Origin of the sequence: Hymenobacter sp. (genome assembly GCF_035709525.1) — a bacterium.
GTDB lineage: Bacteria > Bacteroidota > Bacteroidia > Cytophagales > Hymenobacteraceae > Hymenobacter.
Map to the genome: position 1 here is coordinate 1 of NZ_DASTEP010000021.1, position 15,555 is coordinate 15,555.

A 15,555-nucleotide genomic window follows, 5' to 3' on the forward strand; every position below is an offset into this window, starting at 1 on the left:
GTTTGGGTTTACTGCGCCACGCGAGATGCTTCGCTGCGCTCTGCATGACAGCCGCTCTTAGGCGTCGCTTTGTTTGTCAGAGCCTTCCGAATGGCGGCGCAGCTTGGCACTTTCGGCAAATTGTGGTTATTTTGCGCCTCATTTGACTTGGTGCGCTTACATTTTTGAGTTTATAAATGGCTTTAATTAACACGATTCGGGAAAAATCGGGGGTAGCCGTGGGCGCCGTCGCCATCGGCATGCTGCTTTTCATCGTGGGCGGCGACCTGATTGGGGGCCGCAACCGCCTCTTTGGCCGCAACGACCAAGTAGTGGGCGAGGTAAACGGCGAGAAAATCGAGCTGCCCGAGTTCACGGCCGCGCTCGAGCAAGCCAAGCAAAACTTCACCCAGCAGCAGGGCCGCCCGCCCGACGACCAGGCCCTGAACTACCTGCGCGAGCAAACCTGGAACCAACTGCTGGCCCGCCGCGCCTACCAGCCCGAGTTTGAGAAGCTGGGCCTCACCACCTCCGACGAAGAGTTGATAGATTTGGTGCAGGGCGACAACATCACGCCCAGCCTCAAGCAGGCCTTCACGGACCCCAAAACCGGGCAGTTCGACAAGGCGCGCCTGATTGACTACCTCAAGAATCTCGACAAGCTGCCGCCCGAGTCGCAGGCTGCCTACCACAACTTCGAAACGGCGCTGCGCGACTTCGACCGCCCGCTCCAGAAGTACAACGCCCTGCTCAAAAACTCGGTGTATGTGACTTCGGCCGAAGCCAAGCGCTTCGACGAGGCCCAGAATGCCAAGGCCAGCTTCCGCTACCTGTTTGTGCCCTACAGCAGCGTGTCGGACTCGACCGTGAAACCCACCGACGCCCAGCTGCAAGACTACCTCGACCGCCACAAGGGCCGCTACAAGGTAGAAGCCGGCCGCAGCATCGAGTACATCGTGGTGCCCGAAGTAGCCAGCAAGGAAGACAGCGCTGCCATCCGCCAGAGCATGGACGCGCTGGCTCAGCAGTTCCGCACCGCGCCCAACGACTCGCTGTTTGCCAAGCAAAACTCGGAGCAGCCCTACAGCGGCGCTTACCTGACCACCACCCAGCTGCCGCAGCAGCTCACCGGCCAGCCGCTGGCCGTGGGCCAGGTCTACGGCCCGTTTGCGGTAGCCAATACGCTGGCTATCTACAAGGTAACCGGCGAAAAGCCCAAGCCCACGGTGCAGGCCAGCCACATCCTGTTCAAGACCGAGCCCAACATGACGCCCGACGCCGAAGCCGCCGTGAAAAAGCAGGCCGAGGAAGTACTGGCTAAAATCAAGGCGGGGGCTGACTTCGCGGCGATGGCCAAGCAGTACGGCAGCGACGGCACCAAAGACAAGGGCGGCGACCTCGGCTACTTCGACAAAACCAGCATGGTGCCCGAGTTCAGCAAGGCCGCTTTTGGCGCGCCCGGCTTGGGCTTGCTGCCTACGCTGACCAAAACGAATTTCGGCTACCACATCATCAAGGTGACGGGCAAGAAGTCGGAGAATACCTACCAGGTGGCCTCGATTCTGAAGGCCGTGCAGCCCAGCGAAGCCACCCAGAATGCCACCTACGAGCGCGCCCAGCAGCTGAAAGCCGACGCGCCCGACCTGGAGGCTTTCCGCCAGCTAGCCGCCAAAGACAAGACCCTGCAAAAGCAGGAAGCCAAAAACCTCGACGCCAACGCCCGCTCGGTGGGCAACATCCAGAACGCCCGCGAAATCGTGCGCTGGGCCTTTGGCTACGGCCCGGACGGCGGCAAGACCAACGTCGGCGACGTGCAGCTGTTTGACATCGGCGACCAGCACATCCTGGCGGCCCTCGTGGACACCCGCGAGAAAGGCACCGCCACCGTGGCCAGCATCAAGCCTGAGCTGACTGCCGCCGTGCGCAACGAGCTGAAAGCGAAGGAAATTATCGCCAAGCTGCAAGGCAAAAACGCCTCGCTCGAAGAGCTGGCCAAAATCGCCGGCAACGGCGCGGTGGTGCAAAACGCCGAAGGCGTAAGCGAGAGCCAGAGCACCATTCCCGGCGTAGGCTTCGAGCCCGACGCCGTGGGCCGCGCCTTTATCCTGAAGCCGGGCCAGAAATCGGCCCCCATCCAGGGCGAGCAAGGCGTGCTGGTAGTGGAAGGCACGAGCATCACGCCCGGCGCGCCCGGCGACGTGAAGGCTACCCGCCTGCAACTGGCCCAGCAGCGCCAGCAGCGTCAGGATGGCCTGATTTACGAAGCCATCAAGGCCCACGCCAACGTAAAAGACGACCGCTCGAAGTTCTTCTAAGCGCGGTTGAGATAAAGTAGAAGGCGGCGGCTTCCGAGAGGAGGCCGCCGCTTTTTTGTGGTAGTAGTTGCCTGCAACGCACTGTCATTGCGAGCGTAGCGAAGCAATGACAGTGCGTTGAGCCGCGCCGAATAGGTGCGATTGCTTCGTTGCGCTCGCAATGACAGGCGTTTTCGTAACTTGTCCACTATGTCCGCGATAGCCCAACCCAGCCCCCGGCCGTGCCGCCCCAGCGCCGCCCGCCGCGACCTGCTGCGCGAGCGCCTCGTGCGCGAAACGCTCGATGGCCGCCCGCTCTACTATGCTGATTACCAAACCGTGCTGGCCGGCCGTAAAACTGCCGAAGAAATTATGGGTTCCAGCTCGTTGCAGTGGGTGATTGTCAGCTACTTCATGCGCATAATGATGCGGCAGCTGGATGATAAAAAATACTGGTTTGCTACCAACGAAGCGGGCGTGCATCTCGACCACCGCAATAACTTGGCGCACGACGTGGCCATTTACGAAAAAGCCGTGCTACCGCCCACCCAGATAAATGCCCGCTACGTGCAGGTGCCGGCCAAAGTGGTCATTGAAATCGACGTGCGGATAGACTTGCAGGACCAGCGCGACAGCAACTACGTGAACCGCAAAACCCGCAAGCTGCTTGATTTTGGGACCGGAAAAGTCATCTGGATTTTCACCGACTCGCAGCAGGTGCTGGTGGCTGAGCGCGGTGCCGATGCCTGGCTGACGATGGACTGGCACCGCCCGCTGGAGCTGCTCGACGGGCAGTTTTTCAACGTGGGCCAGTACCTCGCCGACGAAGGCATCGCGGCCAGCCAGTAGCGCGAACTTTGTAGTTCGCGTTCGTTGGGGGTTCGTCTGGCTGCCCGCCTGCAAACGCGAACTACAAAGTTCGCACTACTGGCCGCGCTAACTTAGCCGCCCGGCCAAGTGCCGTTTGAACGGTTAGGCGGCCGATTGCCGTTTAGCCCCCAAACGCCGCGTGGCACCCTGTTTCTCTATGGCTATTTCTTCGATGCGTCGCTTTTCGCTGTTGCTGCCGCTGGGCTGGGCGCTGGCCGCGCCCCTGCACGCGCAGCCCACGCAAGGCGGGCCGCCGCGCCCCGGCGCGTGGGCGCCCGTGAGCGGGGCCACGCTGGCCAAAGACTACGCCCGCCGGGGCGAGTACGACAAGGCCGTTTTTCTCTTCGGCCAGCTTAAGGAAGCCGAGCAAATCAGCCCCGATGTGCTGCCCGATTACCTGGCCGCGCTGCAAGCCAAAAAACAGTACAAGGAGGCCGAAAAGCTGCTCAAAAAAGCCATCAAGCAGCACCCCGAGGAGGGCGGCTACGGCGTGCTGCTGGGCGGCGTGCTGGCGGCTACCGGCGACACGCTGGCGGCCAAAAAGCAGTACCAGAAGGTAATCGGCCAGCTAACCCCGCCGCAGGTGGGGCCGGTAGCCGCCGAGTTTGGCCGCCGCGATATGCCGCAGTGGGCCGAGCGCACCTACCTGCGCGGCCGCGAGCTGGCCAAAAACAATTCGGAGTACGCCCCGCAGCTCATCCAGCTCTACACCCAGGGGCAGCAGCAAGACAAGCTGTTGGCCGAAACCCTGCGCCTGGTGCAGCAGGACGAGCAGCAGCTGCCCTTCGTGCGCAACATGCTCCAAAACGCCCTGCGCACCGAAAAAGACTTCGACACCCTCGACAAGCTACTGCTCACGGCCGTGCAGGAGCACCCCGAGCAGGCCGCCTACAGCGAGCTGCTGCTGTGGCTGCAAGTGCAGCGCCACGACTTTGCGGGCGCGCTCATTCAGGCGCGAGCGCTCGACCGGCGGGCCGGCACCAAGGGCGAGCGCGTGCTGCTGCTGGGCAGCATCGCCGAGCGCAACAAAGACTACGAAAGCGCCATCGCGGCCTACGACTACGTGGTGCGCGAGCAGCGCCAGGGGCCGTACTTCCAGGTGGCGCGGCAGCGCCTGCTGCAAGCCCGCGAGGCCCAGGTGCGCGACACCTACCCCGTGGACCAGGCCAAGGTGCGCGCCCTGGCCACCGAGTACGAAAGTCTGCTCGCCGAGCTGGGCCGCACGCCCGACACCGCGCCGGTGATGCGCAGCCTGGCCGACCTCTACGCCTTCGTGCTCGATGATAAAACCAAGGCCATGAGCATCTTGCAGGAAGTGGTGGCCATGCCCCGCGCCAGCGCCGACGTAGTGGACGCCGCCAAAACCACCCTCGGCGACCTGTACCTGCTAAAAGGCGAGCCCTGGGAAGCCACCCTGCTCTACTCGCAGGTGGAGAAGGCCCACCCCGAGGCCCCGCTCGGCTACGAGGCCAAGCTCCGCAACGCCCGCCTGAGCTACTTCGCCGGCGATTTCAAGCTGGCGCAGAGCCACTTGGATATTCTGAAGGAAGCCACCACCCGCGAAATCGCCAACGATGCCATGCAGCTCTCGCTGCTCATCCAGGAAAACACGGCCGAGGATACCCTCGGCCTGGGCCTCAAAGCCTACGCCGCCGTGGAGCAACAGGTCTTCCAAAACAAGCTCGCCGAGGCCCAAGCCGGCCTCAACAACCTGCTGCGCAACTACCCCGGCCACGCCCTCACCGACGATGCCCTGTACCTGAAAGCCCAGCTGCAACGCCGCACCGGCGACTACGCCGGGGCCACCGCCACCCTCAAGCTGCTCACCGAAAACCCCAAATTCGACGTGCTCAGCGACGATGCGCTGTTTTTGCTGGCCCGCATTCAGGAGGAGGACGTGAAGGACCGGGCGCAGGCCCAAACGCTGTATCAGCAGCTGCTCACCAAGTACCCCGGCAGCATCTACGTGGCCGAGGCGCGCAAGCGGTTCCGCAAGCTAAGAGGGGATGCGGTGCAGTAGGGGGGATATTACTAGTTCGCTCGCTTGTACATATTCATTGTCGATAAAAGAGAATGAACAAGCTATGGCTTTATCGTGAGGGAATCGAAGAACTGGTGGCGCTGGGCATGGTCAACTAAACCTAGGCTATCAGAGAGGTCCGCAGGACGAAAAATAAGATTATAGCCGACAGAATCCAAAACAAGGCTGCGCATATAGCGAACTCTCTGGTGGCCTGTGCGAGCATCCGACGCGGTGTACTTAATCTCGATACCACTGTAGCCAGCCGTTTGGAAAGAAGTGCGCTTGAGCAGGTGAGCCTGTTTCTCCTCTGCTAATGCTCCCTTAACAACATTGTCATAGAAAAGCCGACGCTGTGCAGTGTCGTCTTTTTTAATTACTTGAGCTTTTGCCGTCGGAACGCGCATTATTACGCATAGCCCTTCTGATGCTCGCGCTATCCATGTCTGCGTATGTGCTGGAGCTTGACCAGCGGGTAGCAACTGACCAACAACTAATGCTGTCGCTTTACTCGGTAACTGGACGGTGAATCTTTTATCTATTGCGAAGGACTGCCAGGTATTGGAAGCTGTGAAAGCAAGCAGCGGTAGTAATGAGAGGCGGGTGAGCTTCATGCTCGCGAAGATATGGCTATTCGTCAGGCTGTACACCCAGCCGCAACTAGGGCTACCAATGAAAAAACACGGAGGCAACCCGTGGATAAACTCCAGGAAACACTAGTTACGGAATTTTGTGGCCGCATTTCGCCTCTTCCTCTGCTGCGGGCCGACAGGCTGTAGCTGCCGCGCCCACCGGCCCCGAACTACTTAGCATAGCGTCTCGCCCGGCGAGAAATTGATGTACGTTACCTCACCCGCCGCCCGCCCCAGCCAGCTCCTGGCTCGTACCACTACCCACGCTGCTGAACTAGGTGCTATGGTCTCGCTGGCCGCGCCCAGCCCCCGCTACACGCTGGCCGACCTCACGGTGCATCCCAGCCCCGCCGCCACCGAGTTTACCATCGCCCTCACCCACAGCCGCACCGAAAAAGCCACGCTGCAAGTAGTCAACCTGCTGGGCACCACTGTAGCCCAGCAAGCCGCCAACCTGCGCCCCGGCACCAACCGCCTGCCGCTGCCCGTGGGCCAGCTCCGCGCCGGCCAGTACTTACTGCTGGTAAAAACGGCCGGCGAGCTGACTACCCGGCACTTCACGAAAAGCTAGCTCGGCGCGTTGGCTGCCGGCCTGCGGGTAGCTACCCGCACACTTCCAGTAACATCGCCTCCAGCGTCAGGCCCGGCCCGAAGGCGCAACTGAGCACCTTGGCCCCGGCGTCGGCGGGCGTGAGGGTGGCCAGCAGCTCGCGCAGCACAAAGAGCACCGTGGCCGACGACATGTTGCCGTAGTCGCGCAGCACCTGATAAGCCAGGCGGTTGTCGTGCGGGCTGAGGCCCAGCGCTTTCTCAATGGCTTCCAGAATCTTGCGGCCGCCGGGGTGCAGGGCAAAATGCCGGATATCGGCCAGCTCGACCGGCAGCTCGTGCAGCAGCCCGGCCACCAGCGGCCCGATGCCCCGCTCGATGAGCGCCGGCACGTAGCCCGAAAGCGTCATCTCGAAGCCCGTGTCGCCGATGTGCCAGGCCATGTCGCGGGTGCCCTCGGGGGCCAGGCCGCAGTGGAAGGCTTGCAGCGCCAGGCAAGGCGCGGGGCCGGGCAGCGGCTGCCCCAGCACCAGCGCCGCCGCCGCCCCATCGCTGAAGAGGGCGTTGCTTACGAGGTGGTCGGCATCGTGGCTTTTCTGGAAGTGCAGGGTGCACAGCTCCACGCTCACCACCAGCACCCGCGCCGCGGGCTCGGCCCGCACGATGGTATCGGCCAGCCGCAGGGCATTCACGGCCGCGTAGCAGCCCATAAAATTGACGCAAGTGCGCCGCACGCTCGGGCGCAACCCCAGCGCCGACACCAGCTCGATATCCAGCCCCGGCGCGTACATGCCCGTGCAGCTCACCGTGATGAGGTGCGTAAGGCTCTCGGCCGCGATGCCGGGGGCCAGCGCCAGCGAGGCTTGGGCCGCCGCCACGGCCAGCGGCAGCGCCTCGCGCCGGTAGGCGGCCATGCGCGCGCTCACCGTCGGGAAGGGCTCCAGGCCGGGCGTATTGGGGTAAAACTCGTAGTCGCCCGCCGCCCGGCCGTAGTCCGGCAGCACTGAGTGGCGGTGCCCGATGCCCGAAGCCCGGTAGAGCGCCCGCAGCTTGCGCGTGCCGTCCGCGTCCAGCTCCAGGGCCTGCGCCATAAAATCGGCAATGACGGGCTGCGCCAGGCGGTGGGGTGGGGTAGCGGTGCCGATGGCACCCAGGTAGCTGGGCATTCGTTGGTGATTAAGGAGTAGTGACTAATGAATAACTGGTTGATGGTGAAGCCGCAGAGCTTATTCATCAATAATTGTTCATCGTCGTAGCGTTACTTACGCAGCCCGGCCGGTTTCAGCGCGCCGATGCCCGGATTTTACTGCAGAAGCGGGCCCTTTTGATTAGGGTTCCCGCAGGGTTTCGCAGGGTTAAATCGCAGCGTTTCGCAGGGTGTTTGGCTGGGTGTAGAGACGCATATTTGCGTCTCACGTCTGGTGAGCCGAACAACGACGAGACGCAAATATGCGTCTCTACACCCGCCTAAAACGCCTGCCCGTGCGTCTGCCGCATCAGCGCGCGCACGGCGGCCGGCCAGTGGCGCAGGCCGCCCACTACCAGCTCGCTCAGCACCGGCCCGCCAAAAAGGCGCTGCACCGCCCGCCCCACGTGCAGCCGCGCCCCAAAGGTGCGCCGCCACGCCTGGGCGTAGGCGGCCTCCAGGGCCGGGCGCGGCAGCTGCCCGCGCAGGTACTGGCTGGCGAGTGGGGCGGCCAGCGCCGCGCCGTGCAGCGCCATTGCCATGCCATTGCCGCAGAGCGGCGTGATGAGGCCGGCCGCGTCGCCGAGCATCAAAATATGCTGCTCCACGGGCTGCTTGGAAGCAAAGGAAATCTCGTTGATAACCTTGGGCTGCGCATACAGCCGCTCAGCGTGGCGCAGAATGTCGGCCAGGTGCGGGTTTTGGGCCAATACCGCGCTTTCCAGCGCCGCGATGGTGCCGTGGGGCTTGAGATTGTCGCGGGTGGTGAGGTAGCAAAAGCACAGCTTATCTTCTTCAATGGCCGAAATGCCCGCGTAGCCGTCCCGAAAATTGTGCAGCGCGATGAGGTCGCGCGGGAAGCCTGGCAGCCGCAGGTGGTGCTTCACGCCGAGGTAGGGCGAGCGCCGCTCGAAAAACGGCCGCCCGAGCTGCCGGTCCAGCGCGCTACGCTTGCCGTAGCTGCCCAGCACCAGCCGGGCCGCCAGCTGCCGGCCATCGGCCAGCGTGAGCAGGTGGCGGTCGGCGGCGGGGTCGAAGGCCACGTCGGCCACCGTGGCGGGCAGCACGAACTGCACGCCCCGCGCCCGCGCCAGCTGATACAGAAAATCATCAAGCGCGTGGCGGCTCACGCCGAAGCCGCCCAGGTCGAGCGGGCTGTCGAGAACGCGCCCGCCCGGCGACGACAGTTGAAACCGGCTAATCGTGGCCGGCCCCAGCGGCGCGGGGTCGGCCCCCAGCCGGCGCAGGTAGGGCAGCACCTCGTGGCTCACGTACTCGCCGCACACCCGATGAAACGGGTACTGCTGCCGCTCGATTACCACTACCTGGTGCCCGCGCCCGGCCAAGTCGAGGGCGGCGGCCAGACCGGCCAGCCCGCCGCCAATAACGGCGACATCGGCTAACCCCGAAAAAATATTATCCGTAAAAGCTACCACTTTACCGGGCTAAAATTGACTTCTGCCATTATATTGCGATTTCGCTTAGTTTATGCCGGCTTGGTTTTGTACTTTTGTAAAACCAAAGTCATAGCTAGCCGTAACTTTAATCCCACCCAGCTAAGCTATTCTGGTTGACAGTAATATGAAACAACGCTTACTATTCTTCGTGTTGACCCTGGCGGGCCTGAGCATGCTGCGCAGCGGCCAGGCAACGCCGGCGGTGGCGCTGCCACCCGTGCATCACCAGGCAGTAGTGCGCGCCGGCGACGAGCGCACGCTCGTGGTCTACCCCAATCCTAGCACGGGCATCGTGCACCTTACCATCAACGGCCTCGAAGGCCGCCGCGCCGAAGTTACCGTGCTCAACGTAATCGGCACCGTACTGTACCGCGAAACCCTCACCGAGCTAAGCGAGCGCTCCACCAAAACCCTGGACCTGAGTAAGTTCGCCAACGGCCTGTACTATGTGAAGCTGGAAGCTGATAACTCCAGCCAACTCTGCAAGCTCATCATTCGCTAGGTAATACTAGTTCGTGCCAGCCCCTGCTGGCCCACACAAAAAAAGCAGCCCTTACTAGGCTGCTTTTTTTGTGCGCGGCGGGCGGCTAGCGAGCGGCCACCGGCGCGGGAGTTACCAGATTGCGCACGCGGCGCGCTGTTTCGAGAGCCATGATAACCGTAGCGGCAACGATACCTAAAAGCAAGAACCACATAATAAAAAGCAAAAAAGGGTGGGTAAAAGCAGGTCAGCGCGGCTGCGCCGCCCACTTATTACTTTAACCTGCCAATCGCGGCCAGGGTTATCATAAAATTAGGGCATTTTGCCCCGCACCGGGCACGGGGACGAGTAGCGGGGCCGAATAATCAAGCGTGCAGGCTAGCAGCTACTTGGGAAGGCTGAGCTCGCCGCTTTGCAGCAGGCGGTAAAGGGTAGAGCGGCCCACGCGTAGGCGGCCGGCGGCGGCCACCACGTCGCCCTGCGTGCTGAGCAGCGCGTTTTGCATGATGGCCAGCGTTTGCTCGCGCAGCGAGGGGCCGGCGGCGGGGCTACCGGGCGCGGCCGGCAGCTCGGGGCTGGCCGACGGGCTTTGCAGCGAGGGCAGGTCGGTGGCCCGGATGTGCTTGCCCTCGGCCAGCACGGCCGCCAGCTCTACCGTGGCCCGCAGCTCGCGCACGTTGCCCGGAAACGAGTATGCCAACAGGCGCTTGCGGGCCTCGGCGTCGAAGCCGCGCACGGGCAGGCGGTTTTCCTCGCTGAATTTGCGCACGAAAAAATCGGCCAGCAGCAGCTTGTCGTCGCCCCGGGCCCGCAGCGGCGGCAGCTCGATGGGCAAGCCCAGCAAGCGGTAGTACAGGTCTTCGCGGAAGCGGCCGGCGCGGGCCTCGGCGGCGATGTCGCGGTGGGTGGCTACTACCAGGCGCACATCGAAGGGCACGGGCTTGGAGCCGCCCACCCGCATCACTACCCGCTCTTGCAGCACGCGCAGCAGCTTGGCTTGCAGGGGCAGCTCCAGGTCGCCGATTTCATCTAAAAACAGCGTGCCGCCGCTGGCCGCCTCAAAGTGCCCGATGCGCCGGCTCGAAGCGCCCGTAAAAGCGCCCTTCTCGTGCCCGAATAACTCGCTCTCCAGCAGCTCGCGCGGAATAGCGGCCATGTTCACGGCCACAAACGGTTGCTCGGCCCGCTCCGACTGCTGGTGAATGGCGGCGGCCACCAGCTCCTTGCCGGTGCCGGTTTCGCCGGTTATCGATACCGTGATGGTGGTGCGGGCGGCCTTGGCCACCAGCTCGCGCACGCGGTGCATACTGGCGTGCTCGCCCAGCAGGCGGCTGCTGGCTTGCGGGCAGGTGGGCTTGGGCGCGCGGGCAGGCGCGGCCGGCTGCTGCCGCAGCTGCGCCAGCAGCTGCCAGAGGCGGTCGGGGGTGGTGGGGTCTTTGACGAGGTAGTTGGTGGCGCCGTGGCGCATCAGCTCCACGGCGGTGCCCACGTCGTTTTGGCTCGACACGAGCAGCAGGGCGGCTTGCGGCAGGTGCTCGCGCAATTGCTGCACCGCCCGAAACACCGCCAAATCGGGCTTGGGCCCGCAGTCGAACACGAGGGCGTCGGGCCGCTCATCGGCCCGCGCCTGGGCCAGGGCCTGTGCCACGGTAGCAAAGCGCCGCAGCTGGTGGTCAGGGTTGCGCCCGAGTTGGTAGTCTAGGGTATTGAGATAGGCTTCGTTATCGCCTAGCAGCCATACAGTAAGAGAATCAGTTGTCGTCATAGAAGATGGTCAGGCCGCCACTACGGATGAGTAGGCCGCCCAATGATAATAGATTATGAATAATATTGGAAAGGTTATAATAATTTAAATAAAAATCAGCTTTTCTTCTTATACAAAAGTAAGTCATTTTTAGGGCATTACCCAATAGGAATGTCTAGTTAATGGAAAGCTGTGCCAGGATGGGAAAAAACGAGCGTAAAGCCTTTTTTGATTTTTATTGATAATCAAATAATTAATTTCATGGCAACATCATTGGGGCGAAATGGGGGTACTCACCCTTCTTTTTCCTTCGGTTATGTTAATTCTTGCAAAAGTACTATTGGGTTCCAGGCTACGCATGAGCACCTTTTGCTTGGTCTTGCTGATTTGGGTAGCCAGCATGGCGGGGTCGACGGCCCGCGCCGCCGACCGCGTCTATTACTCTACCGGCGACAGCATCAGCGTATCGAGCGGCAGCGGCCGGGTCAGCATAGCTAGCAAAGTCCAGGCTGGGGTGCTAAGCCTAGCGGCCAGCGTGCGCGCCCCCAGCCTGCTGGGGCCGGCGGCCACGGTGCGCCTGCCGCTGAGCGGCGTGGCCCCGGCCGGCTACCGCGCCGGCGTGCTCGTATCGACCAACAACACCGGCCTGCTGAGCACCCGCCTGCTCGAAACCGTGACGCTGCGCACCTACCTGCGCAACGCCCTGCGCGAAACGCAGCCCGTGAGCGCTACCGTGCTGCAACTGGCGCTGCTGGCCGCCGCCGGGCAGCCGCAGCAGTTAGAATTTACGACCAGCCTGAGCTTCGATAGGGTAGAGGTGAGTTTCGACCCCGGTGCGCTGTCGCTGAACTTGCTGAGCTACCCGACTACTAACATCTTGTATGCCTACGCCGTGGCGCCGGGCGTGCCCAAGCTTGTGACGGGCTACCTGTCGCAATTCGGCAGCGCTACCAATGGCCTCTACAGCACCGCCAACAGCGCCAGCCTGCCGGTGGCCGTGTGCGCGGCCAGCACGGTAGTGAACCCGCAGCATGCCGTTGACAACAGCCTGACCAACTACGCTGCCTTCACTACGCTGGCGGGCCTGGGTTGCGCCAGCACGCTGCAAGTGAAGCTGGCGGGCACCGTGCCCGGCCAGGGCTACCGGGCGGGCTTTGTGGTGGGCAGCGCGGGCCTGCTCGACGTGGGTTTGCTCAACGGGCTGCGCCTGCGCACGTTTTTGGGCGGGGCCGAGCAAGAGGCCTCGGGCGCGGGCAGCCTGCTGAATGTGCAGCTGCTGGCCGACGACCAAGCGTTCGTGAGCTTTCCGGCTACTAAGGCGTTTGATGGCGTGAGCATCGAGCGCAGCGCTGCCGTGGCGCTGGCCAACGACCTGCGCCTGTACTACGGCTTTGGGCTGGCCGAAGATGCCTTCACGACCAGCCCCATCGTCACGTCGTTTGATTTCAGCCAAGGGCGCTACACCAGCCGCCAGGGCGGCGTGGTGTGCGCGGGCTGCGGCAGCAACCTGGCCACGGCCGGGGGCCAGACGTATTTGCGGCTTAGCCAGGGCATCGCGGCGGGCGGCACCAATTCGGCGCGGCTCGAGCTGAACGGCCCCGGCCTGGCCGGCAACCGGGCGGGCATCGTGCTGGGCCAAAACACGCTGCTGAACCTGGGCGCGCTCGCCAACGTGGTGCTGGCAACCTACGACGCGGCCGGCAACGTGCTCGAAACGGCCAGCTCGCCTAACCTATTAAACCTAAGCGTGCTGCCCGACAGTCGCCAGGAAATCAGCTTCCACACCACGCGCAATTTCGCGCAGGTCGGCCTCATCATCAACCAGACGCTGGCCGCTTCCGCCGATGTCAACGTGTACTCGGCCTTCGCCGACGACCTGGGCTTGCTGCAAGTACAACCCGCCGCCGGGCCGCTGCCCGTGGTGCTCACCAGCTTTGGGGTGCGCCGCGCACCCGGCGGCCCCGCCGCCGACGTGGCCTGGGCTACCGCCAGCGAGCAGCGCAGCGCCTACTTCGTGGTAGAGCGGGCCACCCAGCCGCAGGCCGGCTTCGTGGCCGTGGGGCAGGTAGCGGCGGCGGGCAGCAGCGTCGGCCCTCGCCGCTACACCCTGCGCGATGCCGCCGCGCCCACCCGCACCACCAGCTACTACCGCCTGCGCCAGGTCGATGCTGACGGCACCGAAAGCCTGTCGCCGGTAGTGGCGCTGGCCCCGCTCGACGGGGCCGGCGCGGGCTTCGCGCTTTACCCCAACCCGTCCCCGGCCGGCGCGGTCACGCTCAGCTTCGACGGCCCCGTGGCCGAAGGCACGACGGCCGTTATTTATTCGCCGGTGGGCCAGGTGCTGCGCCGGCAGCCGGTGCGGGCGGCGGCCGAGCAGCCAGCCACGGTGTCTACGGCCGGGCTGCCGGCGGGCATCTACCACGTGGTGCTGCGCGATGCCGCCGGCCAGCCGCTGGGCACGCAGCGGCTGGTAGTCAGCAATTAGTAAGCGCTTCCTCTATACTTGTCCTTCATCCTTGTTTCCTTGATTATTAGGTGAATTAGCTTTTAATTGAAAGAGCCGCCCCGTAGCACGGAGCGGCTCTTTTGGTTTGGGCGCTGTGGCTGATTTTAAGTAGCTGCCGATAGCTCGACCCAGGCCGGACAGTGGTCCGAATGCACGGCATCGGGCCAGAGGCCGGCATTGTGCAGGCGCGGTAGTAGCGCTTGGTCGAGCAGCAGGTGGTCGAGGCGCCAGCCTACGTTGCGCTGGCGCGAGCCGGCCCGGTAGCTCCACCACGAGTACTGGCCGGTGGCCTCGGGGTGCATCTCGCGGAAAGAGTCGCGGAAGCCGTCGGCCAAGAAGTCCCGGAACCACTGGCGTTCCTCGGGCGTGTAGCCGGGGCTGTTCTGGTTGGCCTTGGGGTTGTGCAGGTCGATGGGCGTCTGGCAGCAGTTGTAGTCGCCGCCGATGATGAGCGGCCCTACAGCGGGGTCTTGCCGCAGCCGCGCCACGTAGGCCCGGAAGTAGTGGAGCCACGCCACCTTGAAGGCCTGCCGCTCGGGCCCGCTCGTGCCCGAGGGCATGTAGGTGTTCAGCACCGAAAAGCCTTCAAAATCTAGCCGCAGCACGCGGCCTTCGTAGTCGTACAGGCTTTCGCCGCAGCCCGTTACCACGGCCTTGGGCACGGTGCGGCTGAAGGTAGCCACGCCGCTGTAGCCCGGCTTTTGGGCGGGGTGCAGGTAGGCGTGGTAGCCCAGCGCCTCAAAGCCGCTCACGTCGAGCGGTGTGGTGCCGGCCTTTATTTCTTGCAGACACAGCACGTCAGGCCGCTCGGCGGCTACCCAGTCGAGCAAGCCCTTGCTTAGGGCCGAGCGCAGGCCGTTGACGTTGTAGGAAACGATTTTCAAGATAAGGTGTGTAAAATGTGGGAAATGAGCAGAATGTGAGAAATATGTATAATGCGGGGATGTGCTACCTAAATGCCGTTAAATCAATAATTAAGCATTCTGCACCTCCTCGCATTTCCACATTCTACACATCCCGCACATTAACTATCCTCGTCTTCCAGGTCGTCGAAGTATTCCAGGATGTGCCATTTCAGCATGCGCTCCTGCTCTTTGAGGTTGGCGAAGGGCACGGGGTTCAGCAGCTTGTAGTGCGGCCAGCCGTCGGCGTCTACCCGCGCCAGCTCGTAGTGGCCGCTGAGGCTGAAGAGCTTGCAGGTGGCAATGTGCATGAGGTCCTGCTTTTGCTCCTTGGTAAACTCGGCCACGCCCTGCCCCAGCTCCTGCACGCCGATAAGCAGCAGCAGGGCGTTGAGGTCGGGCCGGCGGCCGAAGCGCGCGTGCAGGTCGGCCATCAGTGCTTCCCAGCGGGCGTTGAACTCGGCCTCGCTCTCGGTCGAGTGGGTGTCGGCTAGGTTATTAGTGGGCATGGGGCGGCTGAGTAGGCGAGTGGTGCGCCGCGCCCAGGGCGGCCTCGGCGCGCAGGGTTTCCCAGTACTCAACGGCCCGGCGGAAGTGCGGAATCACGATGCTGCCGCCGATGAGGTTGGCGATGGAGAATATCTCAAACACCTCGTCGTCGGAGAGGCCTTCCTCGTGGCACTTGCCGAGGTGGTACTTCACGCAGTCGTCGCAGCGCAGCACCAGCGAGCAGGCCAGGCCCAGCATTTCCTTCACCTTCACGGGCAGCGCGCCCTCGGCGTAGGCGTTGGTGTCGAGGTTGAAAAAGCGCTTGATAACCTTGTTGTCGTAGGACATCACCCGCTCGTTCATGCGCTGGCGGTAGTCGTTGAAATCGGTGGTAAGGGACATGAGAATGTAGGGTAAGCTTTAGCTTGCCAACGCGGGCCACAATT

Annotated in this window: 13 protein-coding genes; 6 read left to right on the top strand and 7 right to left on the bottom strand. The window is 63.3% G+C overall.

Going from position 1 to position 15,555, the window contains the following annotated elements; translation table 11 throughout:
- Positions 1–176 precede the first annotated feature (176 nt).
- From VFO93_RS01745 to VFO93_RS01755, 3 genes are all read left to right on the top strand, one after another.
- Entirely contained in the window at positions 177–2,294 is a 2,118-nt protein-coding gene (locus VFO93_RS01745; RefSeq protein WP_325132583.1) for a peptidylprolyl isomerase, read from the top strand.
- A 189-nt stretch (positions 2,295–2,483) separates the two neighbouring features.
- A complete protein-coding gene (locus VFO93_RS01750) occupies positions 2,484–3,122 on the top strand; it encodes a Uma2 family endonuclease (RefSeq protein ID WP_325132584.1) in 639 nt (212 codons plus the stop codon).
- Between the two features lie 178 nt (positions 3,123–3,300).
- Positions 3,301–5,163, top strand: a complete 1,863-nt coding sequence (locus VFO93_RS01755; protein WP_325132585.1) for a tetratricopeptide repeat protein — start codon at positions 3,301–3,303, stop codon at positions 5,161–5,163.
- Positions 5,164–5,225: 62 nt separating this feature from the next.
- Here VFO93_RS01755 and VFO93_RS01760 read toward each other — a convergent pair whose 3' ends face one another.
- Positions 5,226–5,777 (bottom strand): hypothetical protein, encoded by a 552-nt coding sequence (locus tag VFO93_RS01760; protein WP_325132586.1) that lies wholly within the window; start codon positions 5,775–5,777, stop codon positions 5,226–5,228.
- A 223-nt stretch (positions 5,778–6,000) separates the two neighbouring features.
- Between VFO93_RS01760 and VFO93_RS01765 the strand changes: the two genes are divergently transcribed.
- Complete coding sequence (locus VFO93_RS01765; RefSeq protein WP_325132587.1) at positions 6,001–6,366, top strand: T9SS type A sorting domain-containing protein; 366 nt, start codon at positions 6,001–6,003, stop codon at positions 6,364–6,366.
- A 31-nt stretch (positions 6,367–6,397) separates the two neighbouring features.
- Here VFO93_RS01765 and VFO93_RS01770 read toward each other — a convergent pair whose 3' ends face one another.
- Both VFO93_RS01770 and VFO93_RS01775 read right to left on the bottom strand, forming a co-directional pair.
- Entirely contained in the window at positions 6,398–7,510 is a 1,113-nt protein-coding gene (locus tag VFO93_RS01770) for a type III polyketide synthase (RefSeq protein WP_325132588.1), read from the bottom strand.
- A 301-nt stretch (positions 7,511–7,811) separates the two neighbouring features.
- Positions 7,812–8,966 (bottom strand): NAD(P)/FAD-dependent oxidoreductase, encoded by a 1,155-nt coding sequence (locus VFO93_RS01775; protein ID WP_325132589.1) that lies wholly within the window; start codon positions 8,964–8,966, stop codon positions 7,812–7,814.
- Between the two features lie 145 nt (positions 8,967–9,111).
- Here VFO93_RS01775 and VFO93_RS01780 point away from each other — a divergent pair, with 145 nt between their 5' ends.
- Positions 9,112–9,489, top strand: coding sequence for a T9SS type A sorting domain-containing protein (locus VFO93_RS01780; RefSeq protein ID WP_325132590.1), 378 nt, complete (start codon positions 9,112–9,114; stop codon positions 9,487–9,489).
- A 364-nt stretch (positions 9,490–9,853) separates the two neighbouring features.
- On the opposite strand, the gene VFO93_RS01785 is transcribed toward VFO93_RS01780, so the two are convergent.
- Positions 9,854–11,233: a sigma-54 dependent transcriptional regulator gene (locus VFO93_RS01785; protein WP_325132591.1), complete on the bottom strand. Its 1,380-nt coding sequence runs from the start codon at positions 11,231–11,233 to the stop codon at positions 9,854–9,856.
- A 337-nt stretch (positions 11,234–11,570) separates the two neighbouring features.
- Between VFO93_RS01785 and VFO93_RS01790 the strand changes: the two genes are divergently transcribed.
- Positions 11,571–13,697, top strand: a complete 2,127-nt coding sequence (locus tag VFO93_RS01790) for a T9SS type A sorting domain-containing protein (protein WP_325132592.1) — start codon at positions 11,571–11,573, stop codon at positions 13,695–13,697.
- A 125-nt stretch (positions 13,698–13,822) separates the two neighbouring features.
- Here VFO93_RS01790 and VFO93_RS01795 read toward each other — a convergent pair whose 3' ends face one another.
- The 3 genes from VFO93_RS01795 to VFO93_RS01805 all read right to left on the bottom strand — a co-directional run bounded on the left by VFO93_RS01795 (position 13,823) and on the right by VFO93_RS01805 (position 15,511).
- Positions 13,823–14,602: an exodeoxyribonuclease III gene (locus tag VFO93_RS01795; RefSeq protein ID WP_325132593.1), complete on the bottom strand. Its 780-nt coding sequence runs from the start codon at positions 14,600–14,602 to the stop codon at positions 13,823–13,825.
- A gap of 140 nt (positions 14,603–14,742) precedes the next feature.
- Positions 14,743–15,129 carry a hypothetical protein gene (locus VFO93_RS01800; protein WP_414653542.1) on the bottom strand — a complete coding sequence of 129 codons (387 nt, stop codon included), beginning with the start codon at positions 15,127–15,129 and terminating at the stop codon, positions 14,743–14,745.
- Entirely contained in the window at positions 15,119–15,511 is a 393-nt protein-coding gene (locus tag VFO93_RS01805; RefSeq protein WP_325132594.1) for a carboxymuconolactone decarboxylase family protein, read from the bottom strand. Before VFO93_RS01805 ends, VFO93_RS01800 begins: the two co-directional genes overlap by 11 nt.
- Positions 15,512–15,555: the final 44 nt, after the last annotated feature.

What these genes read in the sequence shown, in the direction of transcription:
- VFO93_RS01745 (WP_325132583.1), top strand. Translation starts at nt 177, where the DNA reads ATGGCTTTAATTAACACGATTCGGGAAAAATCGGGGGTAGCCGTGGGC.
- VFO93_RS01750 (WP_325132584.1), top strand. Translation starts at nt 2,484, where the DNA reads ATGTCCGCGATAGCCCAACCCAGCCCCCGGCCGTGCCGCCCCAGCGCC.
- VFO93_RS01755 (WP_325132585.1), top strand. Translation starts at nt 3,301, where the DNA reads ATGGCTATTTCTTCGATGCGTCGCTTTTCGCTGTTGCTGCCGCTGGGC.
- VFO93_RS01760 (WP_325132586.1), bottom strand. Translation starts at nt 5,777, where the DNA reads ATGAAGCTCACCCGCCTCTCATTACTACCGCTGCTTGCTTTCACAGCT.
- VFO93_RS01765 (WP_325132587.1), top strand. Translation starts at nt 6,001, where the DNA reads ATGTACGTTACCTCACCCGCCGCCCGCCCCAGCCAGCTCCTGGCTCGT.
- VFO93_RS01770 (WP_325132588.1), bottom strand. Translation starts at nt 7,510, where the DNA reads ATGCCCAGCTACCTGGGTGCCATCGGCACCGCTACCCCACCCCACCGC.
- VFO93_RS01780 (WP_325132590.1), top strand. Translation starts at nt 9,112, where the DNA reads ATGAAACAACGCTTACTATTCTTCGTGTTGACCCTGGCGGGCCTGAGC.
- VFO93_RS01785 (WP_325132591.1), bottom strand. Translation starts at nt 11,233, where the DNA reads ATGACGACAACTGATTCTCTTACTGTATGGCTGCTAGGCGATAACGAA.
- VFO93_RS01790 (WP_325132592.1), top strand. Translation starts at nt 11,571, where the DNA reads ATGAGCACCTTTTGCTTGGTCTTGCTGATTTGGGTAGCCAGCATGGCG.
- VFO93_RS01800 (WP_414653542.1), bottom strand. Translation starts at nt 15,129, where the DNA reads ATGCCCACTAATAACCTAGCCGACACCCACTCGACCGAGAGCGAGGCC.
- VFO93_RS01805 (WP_325132594.1), bottom strand. Translation starts at nt 15,511, where the DNA reads ATGTCCCTTACCACCGATTTCAACGACTACCGCCAGCGCATGAACGAG.